The organism is Streptomyces abyssomicinicus, assembly GCF_008974245.1.
Lineage (GTDB): Bacteria > Actinomycetota > Actinomycetes > Streptomycetales > Streptomycetaceae > Streptomyces > Streptomyces abyssomicinicus.
In genome coordinates this window covers 391,261-407,914 of record NZ_BBZI01000010.1, presented here as the reverse complement: position 1 = coordinate 407,914, position 16,654 = coordinate 391,261, and the positions used below count along the sequence as shown (strand labels likewise).

Annotated in this window: 13 protein-coding genes; 6 read left to right on the top strand and 7 right to left on the bottom strand. The window is 73.4% G+C overall.

Features of this window, described 5'->3' with window-relative positions; translation table 11 throughout:
* Positions 1-26 precede the first annotated feature (26 nt).
* The 3 genes from GBN72_RS24980 to GBN72_RS24970 all read left to right on the top strand — a co-directional run bounded on the left by GBN72_RS24980 (position 27) and on the right by GBN72_RS24970 (position 2,959).
* Complete coding sequence (locus tag GBN72_RS24980) at positions 27-785, top strand: DeoR/GlpR family DNA-binding transcription regulator (protein ID WP_151774129.1); 759 nt, start codon at positions 27-29, stop codon at positions 783-785.
* Between the two features lie 72 nt (positions 786-857).
* Positions 858-1,781, top strand: coding sequence for an ABC transporter ATP-binding protein (locus tag GBN72_RS24975; RefSeq protein WP_218042078.1), 924 nt, complete (start codon positions 858-860; stop codon positions 1,779-1,781).
* Complete coding sequence (locus GBN72_RS24970; protein WP_151774128.1) at positions 1,778-2,959, top strand: ABC transporter permease; 1,182 nt, start codon at positions 1,778-1,780, stop codon at positions 2,957-2,959. Before GBN72_RS24975 ends, GBN72_RS24970 begins: the two co-directional genes overlap by 4 nt.
* A 179-nt stretch (positions 2,960-3,138) precedes the next feature.
* On the opposite strand, the gene GBN72_RS24965 is transcribed toward GBN72_RS24970, so the two are convergent.
* The gene (locus tag GBN72_RS24965; protein WP_151774127.1) at positions 3,139-4,110 is read right to left on the bottom strand and encodes an ornithine cyclodeaminase family protein; all 972 of its coding nucleotides are present in this window, start codon (positions 4,108-4,110) and stop codon (positions 3,139-3,141) included.
* An 11-nt stretch (positions 4,111-4,121) separates the two neighbouring features.
* Positions 4,122-5,027 (bottom strand): PhzF family phenazine biosynthesis protein, encoded by a 906-nt coding sequence (locus GBN72_RS24960; RefSeq protein WP_246212850.1) that lies wholly within the window; start codon positions 5,025-5,027, stop codon positions 4,122-4,124.
* Positions 5,028-5,156: 129 nt separating this feature from the next.
* Between GBN72_RS24960 and GBN72_RS24955 the strand changes: the two genes are divergently transcribed.
* Both GBN72_RS24955 and GBN72_RS24950 read left to right on the top strand, forming a co-directional pair.
* On the top strand, positions 5,157-6,575 hold the full coding sequence (locus GBN72_RS24955; protein ID WP_164540851.1) for an aminotransferase-like domain-containing protein: 1,419 nt from the start codon (positions 5,157-5,159) through the stop codon (positions 6,573-6,575).
* A 110-nt stretch (positions 6,576-6,685) separates the two neighbouring features.
* Positions 6,686-7,417, top strand: coding sequence for an ArsR/SmtB family transcription factor (locus GBN72_RS24950; protein ID WP_151774219.1), 732 nt, complete (start codon positions 6,686-6,688; stop codon positions 7,415-7,417).
* A gap of 70 nt (positions 7,418-7,487) precedes the next feature.
* Here the strand turns inward: GBN72_RS24950 and GBN72_RS24945 are convergent, their stop codons facing one another.
* The 5 genes from GBN72_RS24945 to GBN72_RS24925 form a co-directional block, all read right to left on the bottom strand.
* On the bottom strand, positions 7,488-8,699 hold the full coding sequence (locus GBN72_RS24945; RefSeq protein WP_151774124.1) for a Cmx/CmrA family chloramphenicol efflux MFS transporter: 1,212 nt from the start codon (positions 8,697-8,699) through the stop codon (positions 7,488-7,490).
* A 283-nt stretch (positions 8,700-8,982) separates the two neighbouring features.
* A complete protein-coding gene (locus GBN72_RS24940; protein WP_151774123.1) occupies positions 8,983-10,809 on the bottom strand; it encodes a glycoside hydrolase family 3 protein in 1,827 nt (608 codons plus the stop codon).
* Positions 10,810-11,043: 234 nt separating this feature from the next.
* Positions 11,044-13,080, bottom strand: a complete 2,037-nt coding sequence (locus GBN72_RS24935; RefSeq protein WP_151774122.1) for a M36 family metallopeptidase — start codon at positions 13,078-13,080, stop codon at positions 11,044-11,046.
* 71 nt (positions 13,081-13,151) lie between these two features.
* The gene (locus GBN72_RS24930) at positions 13,152-15,170 is read right to left on the bottom strand and encodes a M20/M25/M40 family metallo-hydrolase (RefSeq protein WP_151774121.1); all 2,019 of its coding nucleotides are present in this window, start codon (positions 15,168-15,170) and stop codon (positions 13,152-13,154) included.
* Positions 15,171-15,404: 234 nt separating this feature from the next.
* Positions 15,405-15,929, bottom strand: a complete 525-nt coding sequence (locus tag GBN72_RS24925) for a MarR family winged helix-turn-helix transcriptional regulator (protein WP_246212848.1) — start codon at positions 15,927-15,929, stop codon at positions 15,405-15,407.
* Positions 15,930-16,147: 218 nt separating this feature from the next.
* On the opposite strand from GBN72_RS24925, the gene GBN72_RS24920 reads away from it, so the two are divergent.
* Positions 16,148-16,585: a DoxX family protein gene (locus GBN72_RS24920; RefSeq protein WP_151774120.1), complete on the top strand. Its 438-nt coding sequence runs from the start codon at positions 16,148-16,150 to the stop codon at positions 16,583-16,585.
* Positions 16,586-16,654 lie beyond the last annotated feature (69 nt).

Here is a 16,654-nt window from a genome sequence, read left to right as displayed (position 1 = left end):
ACGTGCAAGAACAGGAGAGAACACGGATGCTGGCTGCCGAACGGCGCGACCACCTGCTGGACCTGCTGGCCAGTCGCGGCAAGATCGTCGCCAAGGACGTCGCCGCCGAGCTGCGGATTTCCGAGGACACCGTGCGGCGCGACCTTCGCGACATGGCGAGTGAGGGGCTGTGCCAGCGGGTCTACGGCGGGGCACTTCCCGTTTCCCCCGCCGTGGCGGACTACGGCGCCCGGCAGTCCGTCGCCCCGGAGGGCAAACGGAAGGTCGCCTCGGTGGCCGCCGGCCTGGTGCGGCCGGGGGGCGTGGTGATCCTCGACGGCGGTACCACCGCCCTGGCCGTCGTGCACGCGCTGCCGCGGGATCTGGACTGCACAGTGATCACCCACAGCCCGACGATCGCCGCCGCCCTGCTCGACCATCCGCGGGCCGAGGTCTTCATGCTGGGCGGCCGTCTCTTCAAGCACTCGGCGGTCGCCTGCGGCGCGGCCGCGGTCGAGGCCGCGCAGAACGTCTCCGCCGACCTCTTCCTCCTCGGCGTCACCGGCGTGCATCCCGAGGCGGGACTCACCACCGGCGACGCCGAGGACGCCGCGATGAAACGCGCCCTCGCCGCACGGGCCGCGGACACCTACGTCCTCGCCTCCTCCGAGAAGATCGGCACCGCTTCCCGCTTCCGCGTGCTGCCCTGGGAGGAGATCAGCGGACTGATCACGGACAGGGCGCCGCACGACCCGGTGATCGAGCAGCTCACGACGCTGGGGGTCGAGGTCCTGGCGGCCGACTGAGGCGAGGTGGCCGGTACGGAGAGCGTTCGCCGTGCCCACGACAGACGTTGCGTCCCTCCCGCACGGTGAATCATGATCGAGGCTCCCACCCCTCATGAGGAAGAGAGCACCGTGCTGGAACTGGATCGCCTGACACGACGCTTCGGCGAACGTGTGGCAGTGGACGCCGCGTCGTTCCACGTGGAGCGTGGAAAGGTCACCGGCTTCGTCGGGGGCAACGGCGCCGGGAAGACCACCACCATGCGCATGATCATGGGCGTGCTGGCGCCCACCGGCGGCGAGGTCCGGTGGAACGGTTCCGCGCCCACCGCCGCCGACCGGCGGACGTTCGGCTACATGCCGGAGGAACGCGGGCTGTACCCGAAGCAGCCGGTGCTCTCGCAGCTGGTCTACCTGGGGCGGCTGCGCGGACTGAGCGCCTCGGCGGCGCGTGCCTCCGCCACCGCCCTGCTGGACCGGTTCGGACTGGCCGACCGGCTCGGCTCCCGCCTGGAGTCGCTGTCGCTGGGGAACCAGCAGCGGGTGCAGATCGCCGCCGCGCTGCTCGGTGAGCCGCAGCTGCTGGTGCTGGACGAGCCGTTCTCCGGGCTGGACCCCAGCGCCGTGGACAGCATGACGGAGGTGCTGCGCGAGTTCGCGGGGCGCGGGGTGCCGGTGCTGTTCTCCTCGCACCAGCTCGAGCTGGTGGAGGCGCTGTCCGACCGGCTGGTGATCCTCTCCGGCGGCAAGGTCGTCGCCCACGGCACCTCCGAGGAGCTGCGGCGCCGTGGTCCGCGCCGGCATGTGCTGGTCACCGGGCAGGAGACCGGCTGGCTGCGCGGCTTCGCCGGGGTCGAGGTCGTCGAGGACGGCGGGGGCCGGGCCGTGCTGGAGCTCGCCGACGGCCAGGAGACGGCCGACGCCCTGCTGGCGGAGGCCCTGCGCCGAGGATCGGTACGGCAGTTCGCCGAGCTGGTGCCGAGTGTTGCCGACGTCTACCGGGAGATGACCGCATGACCGCCCTGCGTGACCGTACGTGGTGGATCGTCGCCACCCGCGAGATGTCGGTGAAGGTCCGCGACCGGGGGTTCCTGGTCTCGACCGGGATCACGCTGCTGCTGATCCTGGGCGTGCTGGGTTTCCAGGTCTTCATGGGGACCTCGGCGCGCGAGGTGACCGTCGCGACCGTCGGTGACGAGCCGCAGCAGGTGCTGGAGGTGTCCACCGCGCTCGCCGGGGCGTCGGGAGAGGACGTCAGCTTCGAGCCGCGGCCCGTCGGCTCGGCCGCCGAGGTCCGGGCCCTGGTCCTGGACGACGAGGCGGAGGTGGGCCTGCTGGCGGCCGGGGAGCGCGGCTGGGAGCTGGTGGGCGCCTCCGAGCGGGACTCCGACGCGGAGATATGGATCGGGGCGGCCGTCCGCCAGATGGTGATGGAGCAGAACGCCGCGGCGGCGGGCACCAGCATGGCGGAGCTGGCCGCGGGCGGGGAGGTGTCCTACGAGCTGCTGGAGCCCGGCAAGCCGTCCGGGATGACGCTGTACTTCACGACCTTCGTCTTCACCTTCCTCTTCTACTTCTCATCGGTGCTGCTCGGCAGCGGACTGGCGACGAGCGTGGTGGAGGAGAAGCAGAACCGGATCGTGGAGATCGTCGCCTCCTCGATCCGCGTGCGGGACCTGCTGATCGGCAAGACGCTCGGCGCGACACTGATGGCGCTGGCGCAGATCGCCCTGCTCGCGGGGGTGGCGGTGGTCGCGCTGCTGGTCACCGGACGGCATCAGCTGCTGGAGCAGATCAGCGGGGGACTGGGCTGGTACCTGGTCTTCTACACGGTGGGAGTGGCCGTGCTGGCGTGCGTGTTCGCGGCGGCCGGCGCGGTGTCGACACGGCACGAGGACATCGCGTCGACCACCACGCCGGTCTCGACGGTGCTGATGGTCATGATGTTCGCGAGCCTGCTGGCCGGCGGGACGCTGAAGACGGTGCTGTCGTTCCTGCCGCTGGGCTCGGTGATGGTCATGCCGTCGCGGCTGGTGTCGGGGGACGCCGCGTGGTGGGAGGCGGCTGCCGCCCTGCTGATCTCGCTGGTGGCCGCGGCCGTGGTGATCCGGCTCGCCGAGCGGATCTACCGGCGGGCGCTGATGCAGACGTCGGGGAAGCTGACGTTCCGGCAGGCGCTGCGGCTCACGGACTAGGCCCACCGTCCGCCGGCAGGCGCTGCGGCTCACGGATCTCAGGTCCACCGTCCGCCGGCGGGCGTCGCCCACGCGGCCCGGGCCCTGTCCGGTGGCGGCGCGGCGGTGAGCCGTGGCGACCCGGCGGACGGGGCGCGGCCGCCACCGGGCCTCGGCCCCGTGGCGGCCGCGCGTGGAGGTCACCCGCCGGAACCTGCCAGCAGGGCGAGGGCCGTCTCGGCGGCGGCGAGGTCCTGGGGACCGATGCCGATGAGTTTGGCGACCGTCACGTCGTCCGGCGTGCGGCGTCCGGGGATCCGGCCGGCCAGGACGTCGCCGATCTCACCGTCGATGCGGTCCGCCGTCACCTCGCCGCGGGCGACGGCGGCGTGGATGTCGCCGTGACGGAGGGCGAGTTCCCGGCTGTCGACGAAGACCTGGGTGGCGCGGCGCAGGCAGGCCCCGCCGAGCTCGCGCTTGGCCGGGTCGTCGGCCCCGAGGGCGGTGATGTGCCGGCCGGGGCGGAGCCAGGAGCCGAACAGGACGGGGACGGGGCCGGCCGTCGCGGTGACGACGATGTCGCAGCGGCGCACGGCGCGCTCCGGGTCGACGGCGGCGGTGACGTCGACGTGCGGCAGGTCCCGGCCGAGGCGGTCGGCGAGGGCGGCCGCCCGGCGGTGGTCGCGGCCCCAGACGCTCAGCTGCCGGACCGGACGTACCAGGGTGAGGGCGCGGGCCTGGAGCTCGGCCTGTCTGCCGGTGCCGAGGACGGTCGCGCGGGTCGCGTCCGGGCGGGACAGGGCACGCGCGCAGACGGCTCCCGCGGCGGCCGTGCGGAGGTCGGAGAGGTGATGCTCGTCCTCCAGCACCGCGGTGACGGCCCCGGTCTCCGCGTCGAAGAGCGCGACGAACCCGCCGCCCTCGGGCAGGCCGCGCCTCCGGTTGCCGGGGAACCAGTTGGCGATCTTGACGAGGAAGTGGCGACCACCGGGCAGGTGGGCGGCCTTGACGTGGGAGTCCCCGCCGTCGGCGACGGGCAGCACCATGACCGGGGCCCGGGCTTCCGCGTGGGTGCTGAACGCGACGAAGGCGTCGGCGACCGGCTCGACGAGGTCGGCGAGGCCGACGGCGGCGCGGATGCGGTCGGCCGTGTGGAGGGGGAAGCTGCGCATGGGGGTGGTCCTCACTCGGGCAGGGTGTCCAGGGTTCCCCTGGCCACCATGGTCACGTCGCCGCCGACGCGGATGTTGTACAGGGCGTCGGGGCTTCCCTGCGGCCGGACGGCGAGCCGGCTCGGACGCCCGGTGAAGCGCCCCTGCCGCAGCGCGAACTCCTCCCCCGTGGGTACGACGCGGTGCCGGGCCAGGTACGCGCCGACGCAGCCGGCCGCGCTGCCGGTGGCGACGTCCTCCAGGACGCCGTCGTTGTTCCAGTGCCGGCCTTCCAGGGCCCGGACGTCGAGCACGTACGCGAACTGCGCGCCGTACCGCCCGACCAGCTCGGCGAAGTCGCTGCGGACGATCCTCGCCCCGGCGAGACCCGACACCACCGGCACGACGAGATAGCGCAGGCCGGTGGAGACGACGCGCAGGGGGAGATCGGCGAGTGCCGTGAGGGGCAGATTCAGGGCCGCGGCGACCTCCGCCCTGTCGTGCGCCAGCACGGTGGCGAGGAACTCCGGGGCTCCCTGGTCGAGTTCCGCGTGGTACCCGGTGGCGGTGCGCCGGGTGGTCACCTCCACGGTCCTGGCGGCCAGGCGGAACGTCCGGCGCTGCGGGTCAGGGCCCCCGTGGCGCTCGTGCAGGACGGCGGCCGCGCCGAGGACCGGATGCCCGGCGAAGTCGAGTTCCTCGAAGAGGTCGAACACCCGGGCGGTGACATCCCGGCCTCCGTCCGTGCCGCTCAGGAAGATCGTCTCGAAGTGCCGGAGCTCCTGGGTGATCGCGAGCATCTGCCCGGTGGAGAGGTCGGGGGCGTCGGGGAAGACGGCGAGGCTGTTGCCGGTGAACGCCGTTCCGGCGAACACGTCGACATGGCGGTAGTGCGGGGGCATGGGATTCCCGGGGGCGCTGCGGTGGTGGCTGGTCACGGCTCGACGCTAGGCGGGACCGGGCGGCCCGGTCATGGGCCAATCCCGGTAAAGTGGCCCATGCGAGGTGGCCCATGCGAGGTGGCCCAGGAGAGCGGCCCAAGTGAGGTGGCCCAGGTGAATGGCGCTGTGCGGCGTGTCCCGGCGTCGCGGCTCGGCCGGCTGCTCGGCGACTGGCGAGCGGGCGACGGGTCGCTGGCGCGGCGGCTCGCCGGTGCCGTGGAGAAGGCCGTGCGCGACGGCCGGCTTCCGCTCGGGGTGCAGCTGCCCGCCGAACGCCTGCTCGCCGGTGAGCTCGGCCTCGCGCGGGGCACCGTGGCGGCGAGCTACGAGATCCTGCGCGCCGAGCAGCTGATCGTCACCCGGACCGGCTCCGGCAGCACGGTCACGCTGCCGCCCCGGCTGCTCGACCGCCTCTCTCCCTGGGCCAGCGACCGGGGCGAGGCGGGCCGGAACGGGGCGCCGCTGGATCTCACCATCGCGGAGCCCGCGGCCCCCTTCGACGAACTGCTCCAGGCGGTGCGGGCGGCGGCCGACACCCTGTCCGCCACGTTGCTGCACGCCCCCGCCGACGGCGGCGGTCCCCTGTCGCCGGCCACGGCCGTCGCCGACGCCTATCGGGCCCAGGGCCTCGCGACCGACGACAGCCACCTGCTGCTGACCAGCGGCGCCGATGCCGCGTTGAGCCTGCTCGGCGCGGCGTACCTGCGGCCAGGCGCCAGGGTCGTCCTGGACTCCCCCACCTATCCGGGCGCGCTCGCCCTGTTCCGCGCCGCGGGCGCCCGGCCGGTCTCCCAGCCCCTCACGCCCACCGGCTGGGACGTCCCCGCCCTGGACCGCACCCTGGCGGCAGCCCGGCCGTCGCTGACGTACCTGATCACGGACTTCCACAACCCGACGGGCCTGCTGATGGGCGAGGAGGAGCGCGCCGAACTGCGCCGTCGGCTCCGCCACCACGACACCCTGGTCGTCTTCGACGAGACCATGCGGGACCTCGACCTGCGCGAGGACGCGGCACCGCCGCCCCGGGTCCCGGTACGCGCCGGGGACCGGAACGTCGTGTACGTGGGTTCGCTGAGCAAGTCGCTGTGGCCGGGCCTGCGCGTGGGCTGGATCCGCGCCCATCCCGACGTCGTCCGGCGACTGGCGGCGCTCCCCCTCGCCGCCGCGCTCGCCCCCTCGCCGGTCGACCGCATCGTCGCCGCCCGTCTCCTGGAGCACCGGGATGCGATCCTCGTCCGCCGACGCGCCCAACTCGCCCTCCAGCGGGACCACTTGGCGGCGCGTCTGGCGGCTCTGCCGTGGTGCCGCTTCCAGGTGCCGCAGGGCGGCCTGTCCCTGTGGCTCGAACTCCTCGACGCCGACTCCCGGCGGCTGACCGACCTGGCGGCCGCCCGCGGCCTCGTCCTCACCCCGGGGTTCCGCTTCTCCCCCGACGGCGCACTGGACCGCTACCTGCGCATCCCCTTCACCCTCCCGCCCGAGGCACTCGATTCCGCGGTCGACCGGCTCGCCGCGGCCCACGCCGGCCTCGGGCGCACCCACTGACCGGCAGCCGCCTGACCGGCGTCCGCGCGGCGGGCCCGCGAGGGTGCCTCCCGGCGATCCGTGTGTCAGGGCAGAGGTTGCAGGACCGGCCGAAGGGTCCGGGGGTGACAATGGCCTGCATGGACATGCGGCGCGCACCTGACGCAGGCCCCGACCTGGCCGCGGTCGCCAGGCTCCTGGGCAACGGCACACGGGCCGGTTTCTGCCTGGCCCTGCTCGACGGCCGGGCGTGGACGGCGACGGAGCTGGCGCGCCACATGGGGGTGGCCCCCTCGACGGCGACCGAGCACCTGCACGCGCTCGTGCGCGGCGATCTCCTGGTCGAGGTCCGGCAGGGCCGCCACCGTTATCTGCGTCTGGCCGGCCCGCACGTCGCCGAGCTGGTCGAGAGCCTCGCGTCGATGGCGCCCGACCGGGACACGTCCTCCCGCTCCCTCTCGGCCGCGGGCCGCCGCAACGCCCTCGCCTACGCCCGCACCTGCTACGACCATCTCGCGGGAAGCCTCGGAGTCGCCATCACGGACGCCATGGTCGGGCGGAAGCTGCTGGGCCTCGAGCACGGGCTGGAACTCACCGCCGCCGGGGCGGCCTGGCTGAAGGAACTCGGCATCACCGTCCCGGCCGGATCGCGACGGCCGTCGGTGCGGTCGTGCCTGGACTGGACCGAACGCACGCCTCATCTGGCGGGGGCCGTGGGCGCCGCCCTGTGCCGCCACGCGTTCGACGCGGACTGGATCGGACGCATCGGCAGCACGCGCGCCGTGGCCGTCACCCCGCTCGGCCGGGCGGAGCTGCACCGCCACCTCGGCCTGCCCGCGGATCTCCAGCGGCCGGTGGAATGACGCCGGTCCCCGCACGGGGCGCGGTGCGCACCGCGCCTCGTGCGGGGCCGTCCGGCGTCGGCCTGTGCCGTCATGTGCGCGACGGGTCCGCCGGGGCAGCGCTCCACGAGCCGGCGTCCCGTGGTGACCCGGTCGCGATCACCGCGCGGAGGGGGAACGCGACGAGCAGCGCGACGGCGGTCAGGAGTCCGCTCGCCCACAAGGGCCCGAGGTTCCCGGCCGTGGTATTGAGAGTGGCCGCGGCGACGAGCGGTCCCGCGACGGCACCCGCGTTGAGCGCCGCGGTCGCGTACGAGCCGGCCATGGTGGGGGCTCCCGCCGCCTCGTGGAGGACCCGCGCGATCAGCGTGCTGCCCACCGCGAACGACAGCACCCCCTGCACGAACACGAGGGTGAGCAGCGCGGCCGGTTCGCCGGCCAGCAGCGCCAGGGCCGGCCAGCCGGCGAGCAGCGGCGGACCAGCCACGGCGAGGACCAGTGCGGGGCGCCGGTCGGACAGCCGCCCGGCGACGGTCACTCCGACGAAGGAACCGGCGCCGAAGAGCATCAGCGCGACGGAGACCCACAGCTCTCCCATGCCGGCGGCGCCGGTCACCACCGGGGCGAGGAAGGTGAGGCTCGCGAAGGTCGCGGCGTTCACCAGCGCTCCGAGGAGCATGACCAGCGCCAGCCGGGGCCGTTTGAGCTGGGCCAGCTCCGCCCGCAAGGCCGGCCCGTCGGCCGTGCCTTCCCCTGCGCGTCCCGCCGGGATGCCCTTCAGGACGCCGAGGGCCGCGGGCAGGCAGAGAGCGGCGACGGCCCAGAAGGTGGCCCGCCAGCCGAGCAGGGTGCCGAGCAGCGATCCGCCGGGGACACCGGCGATCGTGGCCACCGTGGTGCCCGACAGCAGGACGGCCAGCGCGCGTCCCTTCCTGTCGGGCGGGACCGACGCGGCGGCGGCCGTCAGGGCGACCGCGAGGAAGCCTGCGTTGGCGAGCGCGGCCACCACCCGGGTGGCGAGCAGGACCGGGAAGCTCGTGGTGGCGGCTCCCAGGGCGTGAGCCGCCGCGAAGGCGAGGACGAACCCGAAAAGGCCGGCGCGCCGGGGCCAGTGGCGGGCGATCGCGGCCGTCAGGGGAGCTCCGACGGCCATGCCGATCGCGTAGGCGGAGGTGAGGGCGCCCGCGGACCCGACGGTGACGCCGAGGTCCGAGGCGATGTCCGGCAGGAGGCCGGCGAGCATGAACTCCGAGGTGCCCATGGCGAAGACCGCCACGGCGAGCAGGTACAGCGGAAGAGGCATCGAGTGGCTCCGAGGTGAGGAGAAGCACGAGAGGGTCATCTCGTCACCGCGGCCGGCCCCCGGGGGCGCGCTCGTGCGGCCGCGGAACGCGGCGCGACGGCGGGGCTACGTGCTCAGTGGTTCCGGGGGCTGACGGCGTGACCGAAAGCCCCCACCGTGTCCGACTCAGGACTCGACATGACCCGCACCCTACCGGACGCCACTTGGGGCGTACTTCGGCCCCGGTGCCCTGAAGGGGCACCGGGGCCGGGAGTCGGGGCCGGGAGTCGTGCGGGCGCGGGTGTCAGTGGCCGTACGACAGGCCGTGCCCGGAACGGAAGAGGACCTGGGCCGGGTCGTCGGCCCGCTGGACGGGCACGGGCAGCTTGCCACGCGGTTCGACCCGGCCGGCGATCACCCGTGCGGCGGCGCGCAGTTCGACCTCGGTCCAGCAGTAGGACGCCAGGGAGGCCGGCACGCCGGCGAGGTGGGCGATGTCGTAGGGGTTGCGCACCGCGAGGTGGACGACGCGGACGCCCGTCGCGAGCAGCCGCGACACCAGGGTCCGCTGGGCGCTGGTGGCGTTGACGTTGTCGGTGGTGACGATCACCGCGTCCCGTCCCTGTGCGGCGGCCACGGCCTCGTCGATCTTCGCCGTGTCGGGTGTCCGGCCGGTGGCGAGCTGGGTGGTGGCGTAACCCAGTTCGTCGAACGCCGCGGCCAGCTCGGGCACCGTGGTGCGGGTCGCGTCGGTCGGGAAGGCCGGACTGGCGCCGACCACGAGCAGCTTGCGCTGCCCGCGGCCCAGCGGGAGCGCCTCGTCCTCGTTGACCAGCAGGGTGGTGGTGCGTTCGGCGATCCGGGCGGCGGCGAGCCGGTGCCTGCGGGCGCCGACGACCCGGTCGATCTCCCGGGGAGAGGTGTACGGGCTGCCGCTGAGCAGTCCGGCCTTGTCCTTGAGCCGCAGGATGCGCAGGACCGACTCGTCGAGCCGGTCCTCGGTGATCTCGCCGCTGCGGACGGCGGCCAGGACGCCGTGGTAGGCGACGTCGATGTCCGGCGGGAACAGCAGTTGGTCGGCGCCGGCCTTGAGGGCGAGGACGGGCACGCGGTCGTCGCCGTACTTGGTGCGCACTCCCTGCATGTTGAGGGCGTCGGTGACGATCACGCCGTCGTAGCCGAGTTCGCCGCGCAGCACGCCCTGGAGGATCGCGGGCGACAGGGTGGCCGGTTCGTTGCTGGGGTCGAGCGCGGGGACCTGGAGGTGCGCGGTCATGATCGAGTCGACGCCGGCGGCGATCGCGGCCTTGAAGGGCGGGGCGTCGGTACGGTCCCACTCCTCACGGGTGTGGGTGATCACGGGCAGCCCCGTGTGGCTGTCCTGCCCGGTGTCCCCGTGCCCCGGGAAGTGCTTGGCGCACGCCACGACGCCGGCCTGCCGGTAGCCCGTCACCTGGGCCGCCACCATGCGGCCGACCTCGCCGGCGTCGGCGCCGAAGGAGCGGACGTTGATGATGGGGTTGGCCGGGTTGACGTTGACGTCGGCGACCGGGGCGAAGTTCTGGTGGATGCCGAGGGCGGCGAGTTCGGTGCCCGAGATCCGGGCGGCGGTGCGGGCGTCGGAGAGCGAACGGCCCGCGCCGAGCGCCATCGCGCCCGGGAGCTGGGTGACGCCGCTGCCGATGCGGACGTTGACGCCGTGTTCCTGGTCGATGGAGATCAGCGACGGGATGGGGGTGGGCAGGGCGAGCGAGGCCCGCTGCACGCCGTCCGACAGCTCCGCGACCTGGGCGGGGTCCTGGATGTTGTTCGCCCAGCCGGAGAAGTAGATGACACCGCCGATGTGGTACTTGGCGATGAGCTCGGCCACGGTGCGGACGCCGAGTTCCCTGAGGTTGCGGTCCTGGTCCGACCGGCTGGGAGAGGTCGCCGAGGTGCCGTAGAAGTACGGCACGAAGAGCTGGCCGATCTTGGCCTCGACACTCATCCTGGAGATGATCTTCTTGAGGCCGTGGTCGCGCTGGTGCGCGGCCGCGGGGGTGGCCGCCACGCCCACGACACCTGCCGCGCTCGCGGCGACCACGGTCGCGGAGGCGAGAACGGTGCGTCTGGACAGACTCCGGTCCTGCATGCGGACATGCTCCTTCCGGCCTTGTAGACAAGGGAGTTGAAGGAAACGTGCAGTACTCCGAACAGCGCGAAACCTAGCCCGGACGCCTCGGGCAGGACAAGAGGTCTAGACAAACTTGGTCTAGACAAGGACTCCGACGCCCCGGCCCATGAGGGTGCGGCCGGTGCCGCCCGGGCTCGGCCGTCACCGGCCGAGCGCGGTCGTCACCGGCCGAGGTCGTGTCCTGGCGCCCCCTCAGTCCTCGTGGCCCTGCGGCGGCATCGCCCCGCCCGCCCTGCAGCCGTTGAAGGAGGCGTTCGGGCAGAAGGCGTCGAAGCCCATGCCGAAGCGCGCGAAGGCCTCCCAGGCGGCGCGGCGCACAGCGGTGTACTCGCTCCCGGCGATCTCCGCGGCCTCGCCCTCCCCGAGGTCCCGCAGCGCGCGCAGGATCGCGTCCCGGGCCGTGAGCAGCGACGGGTTCTTCGGGGTGAGCTTCAGTCCGTCGACGACGGCCATCCACGCGATCTGGTGGGCCCGCTGCTTGTCACCGAGCGCGGCGGTGCTCCGGCGGACCATGTCCATGAGGGCGGCGCACCAGATTTCGCCCACGTTGTGGATCTTCGTGTAGTCGAGGCCGCCCAGCTCGTCCGGGCCCTTGCCGATGTCGCCGAAGCCGCCCGGGTACTGCGCGTCGTAGGGCCGCTGGCGGATGCCACCGGGGTTCGCGACCACCCAGTCGCCGACGACAGCGCGGTCCTCGCCGCGGACGCTGTTGCGGGTGGTGAGCGCGAAGAAGTCGGACCAGCCCTCGCCCATCGACCGCGACTGGAGCTCCCTCAGGCCCTGGGCGTCGAGGAGGCCGCCGACGAGCCGGTTGCTCACGCCGTGGGTGAACTCGTGGAAGACGACGTCACCGTCGTTGGCGGTGTGCCGGCCCGTGCTGCGGACCAGCCCCATGTTCATCAGCGCGGCCCCGCCGTCGGGCGGGGTGGACATGTTGGCCGTGCCGAGGACCGGCCGGGGGTGGGCCAGGGCCCGTACCGGGTCGGCTCCCTTGCCCTCCCCGGAGGGGTTGGTGACCTGGAAGTTGCCGTGCTTCTCGTCGAACCCGAGCATCTGGAAGAAGTCGTGCATGTAGTTGCAGAAGAAGAAGATGTTGGTGACGAACTGCTCGGGGCTGTCGGGCGAGGGCTCGAACACCGCGTCGCCCGCCGCGTCGACCTCGATCTCGACCTGCAGCTCGCTGTCGCCGTCGAGGGCGATCACATTGTTGCCCACGGTGGCCACGTGCCCGTCGTGCCGCTCCGCCCAGGGGCCGGGGAAGCCGGCCAGGGCCTTCCTCGGCCGGACCGGGTAGTCGTCCACGGGCAGCGGGAAGGGGACCTTGTCGAACGTGCTCTCGGCCGGATTGCGCCGGAACACCTTTCCCGCCACGGCGTGCTGGGTCAGGTCCTGAAGGTAGAGGATCTGCGGCGCGGACGTGTCCGCGGTCTTCTCGTCGGCCTCGACGAGGGCGCTGTACTGCGCGGCCATGTCGTTCCTCGACAGGGTGAACGACCACGTGAGCCGGACCTCGTCACCCATGTAGAGGTAGACCAGCCGGCACGGGATCTCCTCGTCGAAGGGGCCCTTCGCGAAGGTCATGGGCCGGTCGTTGCGCGGCTGGAACGTCAGCCGGGGCAAGGAGGCCGGTACCTCGAGGGCGGGCAGCTCGTCGGAACCGAACGGTGTCTCGAGCGTCACCGGCTCGGCCGCCTTCGCCACGGCCACGGCCAGAGCCGCCTCCGCGGTCACCGCGGGGGTGGCGGACACCCGGGCGGACAGGCTCGCGGTGTCGCCGACGACCCGGTCGACCGAGCCGTCCTCCCGCAGCCACACCTTGGGGGCCATGCCCCACACCTCGATGCCGTTGAGGGTCTGCTGGAGGCTGACCACCCGCATGCCGCCGTGGGTGACCGGCACGTTCGGGTCGGCGTCGAACTCGGCGGGTTCGTCACTCGCGAAGCCGATGGCCTCCGTGACCGATGCCAGGTACTCCTTGGCGCGCGTGATGTAGTCCTCGGCGGTGACCCCGCCGTCGACGCGCTCCAGGCCGGGCGGGAGGCCGGGGGCGCCGCTCACCCGCAGCTCGGTCAGATGCCCGGTAAATCGGTTCACCTTCCGGTCGTCGGCCTCCAGGGTGTGGTTCAGGGACTCCGCGATCCGGCCGGTCTCCGCGAGGAAGGCCTCCGCGCCGTCGATCTCGGTCAGCCGGTCGTAGTCCAGGTCACGCCTGTCGATGAGCTGCGTCATGGTGGTTCCTCCTCCCGCCACGGACAGCCCGCAGGGGGCGTCCGCCGGAGTGGGATGTCGGGTGGGGCGCGTCAGATGCCCGCGAGTGTCAGGGCGGTCGCGGTCACGGCGCGCGCGACGGTGGTCGCGAAGTCGGGGTCGTGGTCGACGTCGGTGACGGTGTCGCCGGTCGTGTGGTACTTCCGGGTGCCCGTGCCCTCGGCACCGCCCGGAGTGGCGAACAGGTCCTCGGACACGGCGACGGCCGCGTAGCCGCGCTCGTGGAAGCTGGCGTGGTCGCTGCGCCCCACTGCCGGGTCGGCGTCACCGGTCAGCTGCTGGGTCTTCGGTCCGAGACCTCCTGGGTCCTCGGCGGCGAGCGCGAGCAGGGCCTGCTCCACCCGGCTGCCCAGCGCGTCGGATGCCTCCACCACCGGGCCCGGCACGGCGGATCCGGTGTGCACCTCCACGACGGGCCGGGTCCCGGGCTGGTGTCCGGCGATCATGTCCATCTGGAGCACGCCGGCGATCGGGTCCCCGGCCGCGGCCGCGGCACGGGCGTAGAACTTGCTGCCCACCAGGCCTTGTTCCTCGGCGTTGAAGAGCACGAAGCGGATGCTCCGGGCGGGCTCCCTGCCGCCGGCGACCAGGTCGCGCAGGCATGCGGCGGCGGCCAGGACGGCCGCGGTGCCGCTGCCGTCGTCGTCGGCGCCCGGCGCCGGGTCCCGGGACGGGTCGTAGGGGCGCGGCAGGCCGTGCACGTCGACGAAGTCCTCGCTGGTCGCGGTGGAGTCCATGTGCGCGGTGACCAGCACGGTGGCGTCGGAGCCGGCGACGGTGTGCTCGGCCTCCACGTTGAACAGGTGGTGGTCGCGCCAGGTGAACGGATGCAGTCGCACGGTCAGTCCGAGGTTCTGGAGGCGGTTGGCCAGTACGCGGACCACCAGCGTGTTGTCGTGGGTGGCCGCGTGGCGGCTGCGGACCGTGAGCGGGTCGCCCTCCACCAGCGGTTCGCGGCCGGAGAAGCGGGCGGTGTGCTCGCGCAGCACCTCCGGAGTCACGGCCGCGCGGACCGCCGCGAGGGCCTCGGCGGAGGGGAGGCCGTCCTCGAATCCCTCACGCGACCCCTCACCGGACTCCGGCCCGGGTGGAGGCCGCAGGCCGGTCAGGGAGGAGAGGCCGGCCGCGAACGCGGCGCCGGGACGGGACAGCAGGGCCGGGTCGGGAAGCAGCCGTTCGGTGTGGCCGGGCCTGGCCCCCGGGAGGTGGAAGTCCTCCACCGGAACACCGGCCGGCACGGCCACGTAGACCCCGCCGGGGGCCGGCCCCAGCGGCACCGGTTTCCCGTCCGCGCCCGGCGCGGCCTCCATCTGCCCGGCGACGAAGTCGAACGCCGTCGCGGCCCGCGCCGCCGCCGTCACCTCGTCCGCCGAGGCGCCGGTCAGGGCGCTCGCGGACGGCGTCGGGCGGTCGTCGCGGACCAGGAAGGCCGTGGTGTCCTCCACCGCTCCGCGCAGGTCGGGCAGGAATCCGGCGTCGGCCAGCGCTTCCGCGCCGCGCGTGGTGGTCATCGCCAGCACCAGCCGCTCGGAGGCGACGTGCACCGGCACCACCTCGGCCGCGTTCGCCGCTGCCTCCAGCTCGGGCAGGCCCGTTCCGTCGGGCAGCGTGATCCGGGCCCAGAGGACCGGACGGTCCTCCACGGCGGCACGGGTGAAGACGGGGTGGGGCGCCGTCCGCATCCCCGCCTCCCGCGCGAACGCCCGCTCGTGGGCGTCCTCCCCCACGAAGACGGAGGCGCCGTCCTCCTCCCCCACCGCGACGGCCGAGGCGGCGGCCGTGTCGAAGAGGGTCCTGCTGTTCTTCCGTCCCCAGTGGATGAGCCGGTCGTCGGGGAACCGGGTGGCGAAGGCACGCCGCAGTGCGGCCTCCGCGCGCTCGGCGGCGCCCACGCTGGGGCCCGGGTCCGAGATGATGCCCTTGCGCCACTCCGTGCCGAACGCGTCTAGGACGTTCTCGACGCGTGGTCTGGGCCGCAGCTCCAGAGAACCGTCGGGCTGAACATGGGCGTCCGCCAAGGTCGCCCCGATGTCGAAGAAGAGCACAGGCATCCCAGCGCCTCCGCGTGCTTACGGGTCTCTGCGGTGCGGCCGGCGATCCGCCGGCGGCGGGCTCGGGCCGCACTTCGGCCGGGCTTCCATTCTACGACCGCTTCTCCGGCGGCAGCATCTCCGACAACCCGCCGCATTTCGTTGAACGGGAAAAATTTGAAAGAGCCTCCGCTTTTTCTCTTTCTCTTTCTCTTTCTGTTTCTGTTTCTGTTCCCGACGGGGCGGGCACCGGCCTCAGGCGGAATCCTGCTCGGGATCCGGCTCCTCGTCGTAGTGGGTGTAGAGCACGGCCCCCTGCCCGGACGGGTCGAGCGCGGCGAGGACGGCGTCACCGATGGCCGCGAGCTGATCCACCTGCTCGTCGGTGAGCGCGTCGATGACGTAGCGGCGGACGGCGGCGACGTGGCCGGGGGCCGCCTGCAGCAGCTTCGCCCAGCCCTCCTCGGTGAGCCGGGCGTTCGTGGCCCGGCGGTTCTCCGGGCACGGGAAGCGTTCCACCAGGCCCCGCTTCTCCAGTCGCGACACCACGTGGGAGAGCCGGGGCAGGGTGGCGTTGGTCCGCTGGGCCAGCCCGGTCATGCGCAGCGTCCGACCGGGCGCCTCCGAGAGCATCGCCAGGGCGGTGTACTCGAACTCCGTCAGATGGGCGTCGTTGCGCAGTTGGGTGTCGAGGGTGCCGGGCAGCAGCTCCAGTACCGCGCGCAGGCGGATCCAGGCGCGCAGCTGCCGCCGGTCGAGCCAAGGTGTGTTCGCCGTCACATCGCCACCCGGAATGGTTGTAGCTACAAGTTTGCTGGGGACGGTGTTCGTCCGTTGTCCCTACAACCTTTCCACAGGGAGGACGCCGTGGCACGCACCCGGACCGGCGGGTCGGCCGCGGTCGCCCGAGACCCTCGCCGTCGACACCGACCCCTCACCCCCACCGGGGGCGGCCCTGCAGCGGCCCCGGCACCCCCACAGCAACGACAGGAACCGTCATGACCTTCCCCTCCGCCGCCCGCGACCTCGCACTTTTCCTGGCCCGTGTCGCAGTCGGCGCCGTCTTCCTCGCCCACGGCTGGCAGAAGCTGTTCACCAACGGCATCGACGGCACCGCCGCCTTCTTCGACCAGGCCGGTGTACCCGCCGCGACCGCCTCGGCGTGGTTCGCGGCCGTCGTGGAGCTCGCCGGTGGCGCAGCCCTGATCGCCGGAATCGCCGTGCCGGCCGCGGGGTTGCTGCTGCTGGTCGACATGATCGGCGCGTTCGCCTTCGTCCACGCCGGCAGCGGCCTCTTCGTGGACGCGGGTGGCTACGAGCTCGTGCTGGTGCTCGGGGCGGCCGCTCTCGCGCTCGCCGCCGTCGGCGGCGGCCGCTTCAGCGTCGACCACCTGCTCACCGGCCGCCCCCGGGCCGCGCGCCACGTCAACGGCTGAGGGGCCACGTGGCGCGGCGACGTGTTCGTCCGGCGCGGAGCCGCGCCACTCGGTGTGTATTTCCGGCCC